The sequence below is a fragment of the Veillonella sp. HPA0037 genome, assembly GCF_000411535.1.
Lineage (GTDB): Bacteria > Bacillota > Negativicutes > Veillonellales > Veillonellaceae > Veillonella > Veillonella atypica.
On sequence record NZ_KE150483.1, the window covers coordinates 907,468 to 920,734 of the forward strand.

Genomic DNA, 13,267 nt, shown 5'->3' on the forward strand with positions numbered 1-13,267 from the left:
AAACAGAAAAGAGACCGCCGGAGCAGTCTCTTTTGTTAATCTCTAGACTTACCAGTTCTGCACCGGAAACATCGAGAATCTTTTATTTTGCTCCCGAAACGGAAGCGTAGTTTTTAATAATAACGATTGGTGTCATTTGGCTATCATTACCAAACGGATTATCAATCAACAATTTAGCGATTTTCTTCGCATCAATACCGCGACTTGTACCGAGAATTGCAGAGCGTTTCAAGTCGTTTACGTCTGCTACAACAGCGCCATAGCAACCTGTGCGTTGAACGATTTTTTCAGCCACCTTATCTGGATCTTTTGGACCAAATACGATGTGTTTATCAAATGGAGGCATTGTACCTGTTACGTCATCGGTTAAGGATGCAGCACGGGCAATAGCGTAAAACACGCCTGGTTTGCGGAAAATTTTAGCAATAGCACCTAAGAAGAAAGCACCTAATACCTTCCATTTACCATCTAAGTTCATAGCGGATTGCATACCATAAATAGAAGCCATGGAACCATCTGGATGGATAAAGCGGTTGATCATACGCGCTTGCCAACATACATTGAGTTCTTCAGGACGTGTAAAGCGACCTTGTGTAATAGCCACAACGGATTCTGCTACGCATACGATATCTTCTGGTCCAATATTGTGACCACCAAATTCAACGATAGCATCAACGATGTCATCATTATCTGTAAGAATACGTGTAGGAACACATACTAATTCTAATTCTGCCATTGTTATGCCTCCTTAGTGAACCAATGCTGCTTGTACTTCTTCTGCAGTCAAACGAATACGTTGTTTATCGATATGGTAATCGGTACGACCTACGATTTGGTAATAAATATCGATGTCCATATAAGGGAATCCCTTAATATCTTCACGAATATTACCATTTCTACCAGTTAAGGTAACGTAAATGCGGATTGTACCACCCTTGCGAGGCTTGATAATGATAGCTTCAAAGTAACCATCGTGACGAGGACGATCGATATCCATAGCCCAAGCATCTACTTTCACACCATCAAAATGTTCTTCTGGAAGCAAAGGACGTGGAAATAAATCCATGATTGTACCAAGTTGACGGCCTTTGTTTACAAATGGCACATCGCAGAACAATGTCATGGAGCTCATATTCATATCTGCCAATTGAAAGCTTGTTTTTCGCTTTGGCAACAAAATAACTCGTTCGTTACCTTGTTTTAATACGAATAGACGGAATAGTAAGTACAAAATAGCTACGATAACTGCAATGGCAACTATCACATTTATTATGTCATAAAACCACATGTGAATTCTCCTTTATAGTGTAATCAATTCCACCGAAAAATCATCAGTATCTAAGAATTGGGCACCCAAATCAGCCCCTAGGGCAATATCCTTTGTGAAATACAAGGTGCTACGGCCCTTCTCAGTAGATGGATTATGCAAATGATTGCTGTCCATCGTACGTCGTACTAGATCACTAGTCTCATAAGCAGGGTCGATATATCGGATGCGGTCACCTGATAACTCCTGCAGGACAGGGCTAACAAATGGGAAATGAGTACATCCCAATACGACAACATCGATATCCCGTTCTAGCATAGGTGCTAAGTACTCCTTAGCGGCTTTACGAACAGCGTCATCATGCAAATGACCTTGTTCAATTAAGCCGGCTAGTTCTGGGCATGGTTGTTCCCATACAAAAACCTCATGGTCGATGTCCATAGCCACATATTTATGAATATGACTATTAACGGTCGCCACCGTCGCCATGATACCGATGGTATTACTATTGCTTTCACGAATAGCAGTCTTAACACCTTGCGATACACCGATAACCGGCACGTTGACGCGACTACGCACCTCATCGAGGGCCACTACGGTGAAAGTATTACAAGCGATAACCATCAATTTTACAGGTACTTGATGTAATGTTTCTGCAATACGGCAAGCGATTTCTGTAATCTCCTCGGTTGGACGATTGCCAACGGGATTATTAGCATTATCCCCTATATAGATGAAGTTTTCATTGGGAAATTGTTCCTGTAGAACTTTCAAAACGGATAGACCACCTACACCTGAGTCAAAGACGCCGATAGGCAGTCGTTGTGTATCTATATTAGTCATGAGGCATCTCCTCAACAGCATTTAGAATAGGTTGATAAAAGCGATCCTCTAATCGTACGATTTTCCCAGACGATTTAGACATAAAGGCATTCTTAGTCTCACCCGTCGCCAATAGTGCACCATCGCTAGCGCGGCGCATGCGGTATTTAAATACCATCTGAGCACGGGTCATTTTGACTAAATAGGTTTCTATATTAATCGTGTCATCGAACCGAGCCGGTTCCTTATAGTTACACGATACATTCATAATTGGAAATACTATATCCTCGTCCATCATATCCCACAAGGTGACACCGATGTGACGAAGGAATTCAATACGCGCCATTTCAAACCACCGAAAATGATTGCTATGGTGAGCAATTCCCATCATATCGGTTTCATAAAAACGGACGTTAATTGTCGCTGTATACATTTATTCATCCTTCTTATTACAATACAAATTTAATTGTATATCTATTAACAAAGGGTGTCAAATAAACAAAGGCAGTCCAACCAATAACAATGATTAAACTGCCTTTTTATGTACTTGTTAGTTGCCAAAAGGGAATAGCTTTTTCGCTTGTTCTTCGTGGGATGTTTTGATATAGCGGTTGGCGATTTTGAAAGCAATGCCGAGAACTGCTACATCATCTACCCAGCCAAGGCCCGCAATCGTATCAGGAATGATGTCGATTGGTAGGACGAGATACCCTAAGGCGCCGGCTAAAATAGCCTTTACATATTTTGGTGTATCTTGATCGCGCAAGCAAAAGAATAACACCACTGCTTTTTGTACAAAGGCAAGTTTTTTACCATAGCGAGTGGCAAACGCCAAGAATCGAGACTCACTAAAATACTTGCCATATTTGATGATCTTTAATGGATTCATACCAATCCTTCTAACTATTTACGAAAACCGTTAATTGTGGATTTTGTCGTTTCTTTTACTGTTTCAACAGCTTGGAATGCAGTATCTTTTGCATTTTCCACAGCTTTAGTCGCTGTAGTTTTTGCGTTTTCCACAGCCACTTGAGTAGTTGCTTTCGCTACTTCTACGCCACCTTTAGCCAATTCTTTTGCAGTATCCAATGTTTCTTTTGCTACATCGATTTTTTCTTTTGCCGCATCAGTTACTTTTGCTACTGCTTCTGCTGCATTATCATGCAATTGGTATTTCGTTTCCGTATTCCATTTTTCAATAGCAGGTGCTACTTTTTCAGAATATACTTGTTCTAATTGTTCTTTTGCAAGACCTGTTTCATTGGCAATACCAGCCCATACATCGCGTTGGCCTTGAGTGAACGGAATGCTTGCTGCTGCATCGCGAGCGATTTCGCCAGCAATGGTTTTACCATTTTCATAGAACTCAGCGATCATAGGTTTGTAGCGTTCGATGTCGGATGGCATACCATCTTCGATCCAGATATGAGCTACCTTACCAATAGCATAGGTCAAACCAACAGCTACCGGTACGCGTACTGCTTTAAAAGGTACGAGTAAGGAAATAGCAGCTGTAGCAATAGCAGTGCTCAAGCCACCTACTAAACCTACAACAGCACCTGTTTGTAATTCAACATCATATAAATGAGCAATGCGAGTTACCATGTATGTTGCATTTGTGCATAGTGCAACATTGCTGAATTTTGGAGACAAAGCCAATACGGCAGCACGGCCTGCACCCCAGAAAATAAATTGTTCAACTTGATAATTTAAATCTTGACCACCATCGCTAAGCGGTTCAATTCTAACGCCATTATATTCTGCCATAATCGTTCTCCTTTTTTCTCCGGATTCCACTTGTGAATGTATGTATCGTTCATTAGTATTATTATACCATTCTCAATGTAGAATTGAAATGAATAATATATATTTTACCCTGTATAAACTGTCTTATTATGACTATTAGTAATAGATAACACTCTATTCACTACCAACTCGTAAGACCTCCATCAATCGTCCACGCAGCACCTGTTACAAAGGATGCTTTTGAACTAATTAAAAAAGCGATAACTTCTCCAATTTCATGAGGTTTTGCAATACGTCCTAACGGATAATGTTGGCCCATCTCCTCTTTTACTTGTTCCGCATCTTGATGGGATTGGGCAATTTGCTTATCTACAAGCGATGTATCTACGTCGCCAGGACATACACAATTTACACGTACTTCATGAGGTGCCATCTCAAGGGACAGTGATTTTGTAAAGCTTACGATAGCACCTTTTGATGCACCATATACTGAGCAGGCTACATTGCCCTGTAGGCCTGCATCACTAGATACGGTAACAATACTGCCCTTTACTTGACGTAAATAAGGCAATGCCGCTTGGCACAAGAATACAGTTCCTTTTACATTTGTTCCAAACATTTCATCAAAGGCCGATTCAGATACATCGGCTAGTAGCTCTTCTTCATAATATCCAGCCGCCGTTACAAGAGCCGAAATACTACCAAATAAATCTACCGTTTCTTTTACGATGCGCTGACAATCGCTAACACTAGATACGTCGCCTTTCACATAGCGCACCTTCGAAGAATATCGGCGCAATTTCATCTTTGCCCTTTGTCCCGCTTGTTCATCGCGGCCATTGATAACGACGCACCAACCTTCTTGCAATAATAGCTTAGCTGTGGCAAATCCAATCCCCGATGTACCACCGCTGATCAATGCCACTTGAACATCATTTTTATGAGGCATACTCACACCTCCTACAAGGTAGAAATATAATCAAATACTAATTTTAACAACATCACTGTCGTAACAGACAGGAATACAACACGCACCAAAGAGGACCCTTTCGCAATGGCTAAATGAGATCCTAAATAGGCGCCCACAACTTGTCCCACCGCAGCGGCAAGACCATACATAATATTGACGTGTCCTAAATATAGAAACACAAGTAAAGATGCTAAATTACTGGTGAAATTTAAAATTTTAGCATTCGCCGAAGCATGGAGAAAATCAAATCCGGTAAAGATAAATCCCATAATGAGAAATGTACCCGTACCAGGGCCTATAAAGCCATCATAAATACCGATGCCAAGGGCAAAGGCCATACAAATATAAAGTGCTCGCCCCATTACTTGAGAGGTGCGATTTACTTCGCCCCAGTTCTTTTTAAAGACTACAAATAATGTAACGGCCACGAGTAATACGATGATAATCGGTTTAACATATAGCGGCGGTAATGATACAACCGCCAAAGTACCCAGCATAGAACCTATAAAGGTAAAAGGCAATAGTTTACGAACCAGCCTAAAATCAACCATATGGTTTCGTAAAAATGTAATTGATGCACTACCGGCCCCAAAGATACTAGACAATTTATTACTACCTAGAGCCATGCTAGGAGGCAAATTAGTTAGCAACATGGCCGGCACAGATATCAATCCACCGCCACCCACTATGGAATCCACAAAGCCCGCAAAGGCCCCTGCTACAGCAAGCAATATAAGTATCATTACCTCATAGGGTAATCCGGTTATTGCAATTAGCCATTCCATATACGACCTCCCATATCTCATATACATATACTATCATTTTACCATTCGTATAAGTAAAAACAATAGTCCTATATACAAAATAACGGTGACCAGGGTCACCGTTATGTATTATATCCTACTATGAATATGTTACGACTATTTTTTGTCTGCCAATCGATCTAATACCACTGTATAACCATCAGCACCATATACAAGGCATCGTTTCACACGACTAATCGTCGCTGTACTAGCGCCGGTTTCTTCTACAATCGTTTCATAGCTATCACCAGCGCGTAACATTTTAGCCACTTGAAGTCGTTGCGATAATGCTTTCAGTTCATTAACAGTACAAATATCCTCAAAGAATGCATAACATTCTTCTACAGTTTGAAGTTGTAAAATGCCTTCAAAGAGCTCGTCATGTTGAGCACTTCTCAATTTTTCATTGACGCTCATAACGCCTCCTATTTCTTATTCATCGCTTTGGATAAACCGTCACCAATCATTTGGATAACTTGAACCATAATGATAAGAATGATAATGGTAGCAAGCATGATATCTCCTTGGAAACGTTGGTATCCGTAGCGGATAGCAATATCACCAAGGCCGCCGCCACCAATAGCACCAGCCATTGCAGAGTAACCAATCAAGTTAACGATAAGCACCGTAACATTATCGATAATAGTTGGCAATGCTTCTGGTAACAATACCTTGCGGATAATTTGGAATGGGCTTGCCCCCATCGATTGAGCAGCTTCGATAACACCGAATTGAATATCCTTAATGGATGTTTCTACAAGACGTGCTAAAAACGGAATCGCCGCCAATGTCAACGGTACACAAGCAGCCGTCGTACCAATGGACGTACCAACAACCATACGTGTAAACGGAATGATGGCAACCATTAAGATGATAAACGGAATGGAACGAGTCGCATTAACGATAGCCCCTAGAATCTTATTAAGCGCTGCATTTTCTAAAATATGCCCTTTAGATGTAACCACCAATACTACACCGAGCGGAATACCAATAATCATGGCCATAATCGTAGAGATAACGGTCATTTGCAATGTATCCAAGGTACCGGTTATCAACAATTTAATTACTTGCTCTGACATAACCGATCACCTCGCTTTCAATTGGTAATGTTCTGATATAGTCTAGCCCTTCTTGCGCCTTCATAGGATCACCATTCAAAATGATGATGAGACGGCCTACACTAGTGTTTTGAATGTAGTCGATGCCACCAAATAAGATGCTTACATCGAGATCAAAACGACGTACTAAACCTGCTACAACAGGTTCATCTGTGGCTTGGCCGGTAAACTTCAATTTTACCAATGGTGCCGTACCAGCAATCCAGTCATCATGAAGTTCAATATGTTCAAGCGCTTCTTGTGGTAGGTTATCACTTACTACTGAGCCAACGAAATCTTTTGTAGTCGGTTTCTTCGGATTTGTAAATACTTCGAGCGTGCTACCTTCTTCTAAGATAACACCGCCTTCGATAACGGCTACGCGGTCGCAAATTTCACGGATAACCTTCATCTCATGAGTGATGAGCACAATGGTAAGCCCCATCCGTTCATTGATATCCTTCAACAATTCCAAGATGGATTCTGTTGTTTGTGGATCCAACGCAGATGTAGCTTCGTCGCACAATAATACCTTTGGATTAGATGCCAACGCACGAGCAATGCCGACGCGCTGCTTTTGACCACCGGATAGCTGGGATGGATAGTTATTCACGCGGTCCGATAAACCTACGATATCGAGAATCGGAGTGATGCGTTCTTTGATTTCAGCCTTGCTAAGCCCTTGCAATTCCAATGGGAATGCTACATTGTCATAGACCGTGCGCGAAGATAAAAGATTAAAATGTTGGAAAATCATGCCAATGTGTTTACGCGCTTTACGCAGTTCACTAGCACTCAATTTCGTTAAATCTGTGCCGTCTACGATAACGGAGCCCGATGTAGGGGCTTCCAGCATATTGATGCAACGAATCAGTGTAGATTTACCGGCCCCTGATTGACCAATAATGCCGTAGATTTGCCCCTTTTCAATGGTGAGGCTAATATCCTTCAGCGCTTCTACACGATTAGCACCTTCGTAGACCTTGCTAATGTGTTCTAATGTAATCAAAATATGTCCTTTCTTTGTGAAAGCTCCCCTTACCAGCCACTATAGCTACCATATTGATACCTATGTATGCTAATTAAGCCAAGCCTTCTTCCATTAATTTTTCTAGACCATGACGTAATTTCATAGTCACTGCACCTGGTTTACCATCAGATACAGGATTTCTGTCGAGTTTTATAATCGGAATCACACCACCGGTTGTATTGGTAAAGAATAGTTCATCCGCATCATCAACAAAGGCGCGGTCAAACTCTTTTTCGATAACAGTGATGCCCAATGAAGGTGCCACACGAGTGATAACCATTTGACGCGTAATGCCCTTCAAAATATGACTATCCGCTGGATGTGTATAAATAATTCCATCTTTCACGGCAAATACATTAGATGTAGCCCCTTCGGTACAAATGCCATCGCGGAATAGCATCGCCGTATAGGCAAATTTCTTTTCCGCCTTTGTTTGCGCCAAAATGTTAGGAATCAAATTCGTTGTTTTAATGTCTACATGACCCCAACGTTCATCAGGCAATGCGATAGCTTTCACACCGGTTTCCAACTTGTTCACTGCATCCATATCGAGATTATGAATGGACATGAGCATTTGTGGTTCAAGTTTAGAGCGATCGTACGCATGATGGCGTGGCGCTACACCACGGGAGATTTGTAAATAAATGTAACCTTCTTTGATTTCACTTTGTTCAATCAAAATTTCATGAAGTTCGGTCAAATCATCTGGCGTCATTTTTACAGGAATATCCATTTCACGCATGGACCGATATAGACGATCTTGGTGATAGGACAATGCAAAACAACGACCTTTTGTAACACGTACAACTTCATATACAGAATCGCCGAATAAGTAACCACGGTCATCAATGCTGATTACCTTTGCACCTGGTTCGACGAATTCACCGTTAAAATATGTTAATTCTTTCATAAGAGCACCTCATTTTCCCTTGTTGTAACTCTAATCAGTATGATTGTATTATAGCACAATCACAGATTAATTTTCACACTTTACATTGTGAAAGTTTTCAAATTAGTCATGAAAAAATCCGCCCTCTACCGATAACTATAAGTTATGGTAGGAGCGGATTCTATTGTAATTAGTTATATACCAATCTTACAGGGCTTGTATAAGCCTATTAGTTGCCAAGAATATATTTTCGAATTGGCTTTGGTATTTGTTGTAAACCTACTGTCGTCAAGTAGGATAATCCTACGGCCATCACATACAACAGCACTACGTGAGGCACTGTAAATAGAAGATTATACTTGGCCATGATACCGGTCATGATCAATAACCAGAACGGATGTGCCAAATAGATGCCGTATGAAGTATCCCCAATTTGTGACCAGAACGCCTCCATCGTATTGTTGAGGGGCATCACTTGGAATAGGAATAAGCTAAACAATGTGCCTAATGCCGTATAGAATACACCCATTGGACTCAACTGATGTACCGTGTAAATCGCTTCGAGCACCGTATAATGCCATACATCCATGACATAGTAGTAGGCGCCCAACATGGATAGAATCGATAAAATGGCACATGTGGCCAATAGATATCGGTAACGCCACATATAGTCCTTCACGATTTCATATCGCTCAGCTACAACAGCACCAAAGAGGAATATCCATACATAATGAATCACCCAATAATTAAGGCGCATATCGAAGAGATATTTTATGGCTGGAGAATCGCTAAACTGTTGTGTCACCCAGGCTCCCAATCGATAAGATGATATAAAGTCAACACCTAATTGGATGGCAAATAAGATGACAAGCCACGGAATGGGGGCTTTCAAAATCCACCGTACCATCACACGCCATAGTGGCATGAGCACATAGAACCATACCAGTATAACCATAAAATATAAATGGTACATACTGTTACCAAACAAGAGGTTCACAAGCAATGGTCCGGGATGGAGATTTCCAAAATTGTGCGCCGTTATGCCTGTATAGATAAGGTAGAATAGAGACCACACAATGTAAGGATAGAGCACCACTTGAAAGCGTCGTTTCATAAAATCCTTGTAGCTAAATGGATCGTTTACCGATGTATGGTAGAACAAACCAAAGGCTGACAGGAAGAAAAATGCAGGCACTGCAAAACGCGATAAGATTTCCAACACGCTAATGAGTTGTAAATTAACGAACGGATTTTGTAATGCATAGGAGCCGACATGAATGCCGATAACGCCGAGCATACAGAGACCACGCATATAGGTTATTTCAGGCAAAAATGATCGTTTCATAGGCGATTATTGTTGAGGCACAGCGGCCGGTGTTGGAACGATGCGCGGTGAAGTCGATGCTTGATGTACTACCGTTGTCGAAGTTGCAGCTGGTGCAGCTTGAGTTGTTGTAGTTGGCACAGCTGGAGCGGCTTGTGCTTGGCCATTGGCTTGTGCAGCCGCAGCAGCTGCTGCAGCTTCAGCTTGTCTCTTCGCTTCTGCTTCCCGTTGCATACGAATTTCTTTTTGAAGAGGTACTACTGGTTTATCATAAACAGTAATATCCGTTTCAAACAAACGGCCCCATGGGAATGTAGCCTTAACTGTACGAGGGTCTACCTTCAAATAAGTTTCACTGAAATCTTGTACACGTTCTTGTAAATACTCTTCTAATTTTGAATTCAAATCACCAGAGTAGCGTACATTGTCGGTACGAATGGAATCTTGCATACGATAAATATCCTTGCGGATATTCGCTTGGTATGCCCAGTTATCTAAGTATTGTTGGGTCAACATATCGCGATGCCCTTCTGGGGACATAGTTTGTAGCAATAAGCCTTGTGCAATCGCATAGCCTACCGTATTACTTGCTGTATTCCAGCCATTGTAAGCGCCGATTTTATAGAGTAAATCGCGTTTATATAAAGCACCTAACAAGGTATTATCGGAGCCATTGTTATAGGCAATATCCGCAATGCTCACGTTTACACCTTGTTCCGTAGCTTGTTGAATACGATCTACAAAGGCAGTCGTAGCTTGAGAAATCATTGGGAAGTTACCAAAGGTTTCAGATTCGGATGTACTCGTAGAAAGCGGTGTATTAACAGCGAGAAGAACAGTTGGTTTACCTGCAGTTGTCATCGTACCACCAACGGCTTCTACGTGTTCCGCAATCGTTTTATCAACGGTTTGGTCTTCGTAACCTGGCAATGTTTTGCCGGCACCACCAAGTGGATAGATAACGGAGAACGTAGGTTTTTCCGCACTTTCATCGGTACGAGAACGAGCCATCAACAATAAACCGAGTTGATCTGCCCCAGGGAAGCTGCCATATTGTGTACGTGGAATGCCCTTGGAATATTGATTTAAATAGCGTCCTTCCAATGCGGATTGAGACAATTGAGACGTATCATCATGGCCTAATGCAAAGTATGCAAAGACACCATTACGCGCTTCATCGATCAAGTCTTTATTCACTTGCATATTTTTTTGACGGCGAGAGAACCAGTCTTGTAGATATTCTACAGGGACAGAGGCTTGCAAGGTCATCAATTTTTGTGTTTCCGCTTGTGTCAATGTGCCTGCATCCAATTTATCTTGTAGCGCAGCAATTTGGAATATGGTTGGACCATAATCTGCATAGTAGGATGGTTCTGTACCACCCCCACTAGCGCGTGGGGAACGCATGACGGTACCAAAACCATAAATGCGTATATTTTTATGGTTTGCCTTAAGCGCTTCGATGCGTTTTAAACGATTTTCCAATGTGCTCAATGGCAAATTATGTTTACGAGAATCCACAAGGCCGCCATAGATTAAGGTATCTGTACTCAATACCATAACATCGGCACGGCCCGCATTTTGCTCTACCCAATTCCAGATTTGATCGGCTTGCCCTTTGTAGGTTTTACCGGAAATCAAATTTTGTGGTGGTGTTAACACCGTCATTCCCGCTGCCTTTGCAGTATCAACTGTATATTGTAGGCTTACTGGACGATCATCTTGCGGAACATATAACACAGTTTCCGCATCAACTTGAATGGATGTACCCGTAGCAATAGCCGTAACCATTAACGCTACTTTCAACCATTTTTTAGACATAGGTTAAACTCCTTTATCAAGCACGCTTGTGCGTACCATTTCACAACTGTTGTAAGGGATACAATCATAAAAAAATAACTAATATTACAATTATATCACTTAGTCATAATTTGGCAAATATATCGCATAAAACCGATTATTATCTGACACGAGGTAGGCTCCAGTGATATTTTATAGCTAGTAGACGAATAACAAGCACAATGGTGAAAGCCCCATATACGGCTTGCCCTGCCCAATCGCTAATTACCAGTAGATAATACGCTATACCGCCAATAATACTAGGCAACGCATATACGTCTTCTTTCAGTACGGAAGGCACGCGCTGCGCTAACATATCGCGCAGAATGCCACCACCTACAGCGGTAATCGTACCAAGCAATACGATGAATATAGGCAAGTCCGGATATAGTGTATACCCTGCAGAGGCACCCGTAACGGTAAAGGATGCTAAGCCAAGAGCATCGGCAAATAAATAACTAGCCCTACTACGAGGTCCCATTATGTTGCGATGATAACGACTGTTATAAATGACAAATACAATAAAGGTCACTGCGAGGACGACCGTAACGTACACTACATTACGAAGTGAATTGGGCGGGAAATAGCCTAACAGTACATCACGAATCACACCGCCCCCAATAGCGGTAGCAAGCGCGAGCACGGCCATGCCAAAAATATCCATTTTACGGGACACACCCACAAGTGCTCCAGAGACGGCAAATGCGACGGTGCCGATCATGTCAAACATATACCAAATAATATCCATACTAGCCTCACACAAGCAACTGACACAACGATTAAATCTATTCGCAAAAATACGATAAAATATGATAGACTCTATGTAAGATATTATACATTAAGAGGTGCAATAATGACAAAAGACCTAATGGATTCAACCGAACTTAATACAATGGACGAGCGCAGTCGTGACGAATACTTTATGAGCCTTGCCATCGAAGAAGGCAAAAAAGCGTATGCCCTTGGCGAAATTCCTATTGGCGCCATTTTGGTCCACAATAATCAAGTCATTTCACGTCATCATAACCGCCGTGAACTGGATCATGATGCAACAGCTCACGCCGAGGTTCTCGTCATCCGTGAGGCCTGTAATAGCCTAAAGCGCTGGCGGTTGACTGGATGCACCCTGTATGTTACGATAGAGCCGTGTCCTATGTGCGCAGGGGCCATTATTAACAGCCGTATTGATCGCGTTGTATATGGTGCTAGCGACTACAAAGGAGGCGCCGTAGAATCACTGTTTAATGTGCTATCCCACCCGGGATTGAACCATGAGCCACAATTGCAAGCAGGCATCCTCGCTGATGAATGTAGCCAATTGATGAAAGATTTCTTTAAAGAGCGTCGTAAAGCACGGAGGAGTACCCAAGAGGCTGAAGGGTCCGCACTCGAAATGCGGTAGGTCGGGCAACCGGCGCGGGGGTTCAAATCCCTCCTCCTCTGCCATATTTAAAATGATAATGATAGAGATATAATAGAT

Annotated in this window: 16 protein-coding genes and 1 tRNA gene; 2 read left to right on the forward strand and 15 right to left on the reverse strand. The window is 41.9% G+C overall.

Translation table 11 applies throughout. The features are described 5' to 3' along the window. Positions 1-82: 82 nt before the first annotated feature. From HMPREF1477_RS04160 to HMPREF1477_RS04230, 15 genes are all read right to left on the reverse strand, one after another. Positions 83-736 carry a coenzyme F420-0:L-glutamate ligase gene (locus tag HMPREF1477_RS04160; protein ID WP_005377243.1) on the reverse strand — a complete coding sequence of 218 codons (654 nt, stop codon included), beginning with the start codon at positions 734-736 and terminating at the stop codon, positions 83-85. A gap of 12 nt (positions 737-748) precedes the next feature. Further along, positions 749-1,288, reverse strand: a complete 540-nt coding sequence (locus HMPREF1477_RS04165; protein ID WP_005383163.1) for a hypothetical protein — start codon at positions 1,286-1,288, stop codon at positions 749-751. Positions 1,289-1,300: 12 nt separating this feature from the next. Continuing rightward, a complete protein-coding gene (gene murI, locus HMPREF1477_RS04170; protein ID WP_005380166.1) occupies positions 1,301-2,110 on the reverse strand; it encodes a glutamate racemase in 810 nt (269 codons plus the stop codon). Further along, positions 2,103-2,522 (reverse strand): thioesterase family protein, encoded by a 420-nt coding sequence (locus tag HMPREF1477_RS04175; protein WP_005377257.1) that lies wholly within the window; start codon positions 2,520-2,522, stop codon positions 2,103-2,105. The genes murI and HMPREF1477_RS04175 overlap by 8 nt, the downstream gene beginning before the upstream one ends. Positions 2,523-2,639: 117 nt before the next feature. Beyond that, entirely contained in the window at positions 2,640-2,978 is a 339-nt protein-coding gene (locus HMPREF1477_RS04180) for a YkvA family protein (protein WP_005377221.1), read from the reverse strand. Positions 2,979-2,992: 14 nt separating this feature from the next. After that, positions 2,993-3,856 carry a hypothetical protein gene (locus HMPREF1477_RS04185; RefSeq protein ID WP_016475932.1) on the reverse strand — a complete coding sequence of 288 codons (864 nt, stop codon included), beginning with the start codon at positions 3,854-3,856 and terminating at the stop codon, positions 2,993-2,995. A gap of 160 nt (positions 3,857-4,016) precedes the next feature. Next, the gene (locus HMPREF1477_RS04190; RefSeq protein WP_016475933.1) at positions 4,017-4,784 is read right to left on the reverse strand and encodes an SDR family NAD(P)-dependent oxidoreductase; all 768 of its coding nucleotides are present in this window, start codon (positions 4,782-4,784) and stop codon (positions 4,017-4,019) included. A gap of 11 nt (positions 4,785-4,795) precedes the next feature. Then, positions 4,796-5,590, reverse strand: coding sequence for a TSUP family transporter (locus HMPREF1477_RS04195; protein WP_009660997.1), 795 nt, complete (start codon positions 5,588-5,590; stop codon positions 4,796-4,798). Between the two features lie 135 nt (positions 5,591-5,725). Then, on the reverse strand, positions 5,726-6,025 hold the full coding sequence (locus HMPREF1477_RS04200; RefSeq protein ID WP_005380196.1) for a YerC/YecD family TrpR-related protein: 300 nt from the start codon (positions 6,023-6,025) through the stop codon (positions 5,726-5,728). Positions 6,026-6,033: 8 nt separating this feature from the next. Beyond that, positions 6,034-6,687, reverse strand: a complete 654-nt coding sequence (locus HMPREF1477_RS04205) for a methionine ABC transporter permease (protein WP_005377242.1) — start codon at positions 6,685-6,687, stop codon at positions 6,034-6,036. After that, complete coding sequence (locus tag HMPREF1477_RS04210) at positions 6,668-7,714, reverse strand: methionine ABC transporter ATP-binding protein (protein ID WP_016475934.1); 1,047 nt, start codon at positions 7,712-7,714, stop codon at positions 6,668-6,670. Before HMPREF1477_RS04210 ends, HMPREF1477_RS04205 begins: the two co-directional genes overlap by 20 nt. Positions 7,715-7,787: 73 nt before the next feature. Beyond that, entirely contained in the window at positions 7,788-8,645 is an 858-nt protein-coding gene (dat, locus tag HMPREF1477_RS04215) for a D-amino-acid transaminase (RefSeq protein ID WP_016475935.1), read from the reverse strand. Between the two features lie 208 nt (positions 8,646-8,853). Continuing rightward, positions 8,854-9,969: an acyltransferase gene (locus HMPREF1477_RS04220; RefSeq protein ID WP_005377259.1), complete on the reverse strand. Its 1,116-nt coding sequence runs from the start codon at positions 9,967-9,969 to the stop codon at positions 8,854-8,856. A 6-nt stretch (positions 9,970-9,975) separates the two neighbouring features. Next, positions 9,976-11,769: a DUF4127 family protein gene (locus tag HMPREF1477_RS04225; RefSeq protein WP_016475937.1), complete on the reverse strand. Its 1,794-nt coding sequence runs from the start codon at positions 11,767-11,769 to the stop codon at positions 9,976-9,978. Between the two features lie 139 nt (positions 11,770-11,908). After that, a complete protein-coding gene (locus HMPREF1477_RS04230) occupies positions 11,909-12,535 on the reverse strand; it encodes a trimeric intracellular cation channel family protein (protein ID WP_005375667.1) in 627 nt (208 codons plus the stop codon). 144 nt (positions 12,536-12,679) lie between these two features. Between HMPREF1477_RS04230 and tadA the strand changes: the two genes are divergently transcribed. Beyond that, positions 12,680-13,189, forward strand: a complete 510-nt coding sequence (gene tadA, locus HMPREF1477_RS09545) for a tRNA adenosine(34) deaminase TadA (RefSeq protein ID WP_100068639.1) — start codon at positions 12,680-12,682, stop codon at positions 13,187-13,189. After that, positions 13,143-13,233: transfer RNA gene (locus HMPREF1477_RS04235), tRNA-Ser, on the forward strand. Before tadA ends, HMPREF1477_RS04235 begins: the two co-directional genes overlap by 47 nt. The last annotated feature ends 34 nt before the right edge of the window (positions 13,234-13,267 follow it).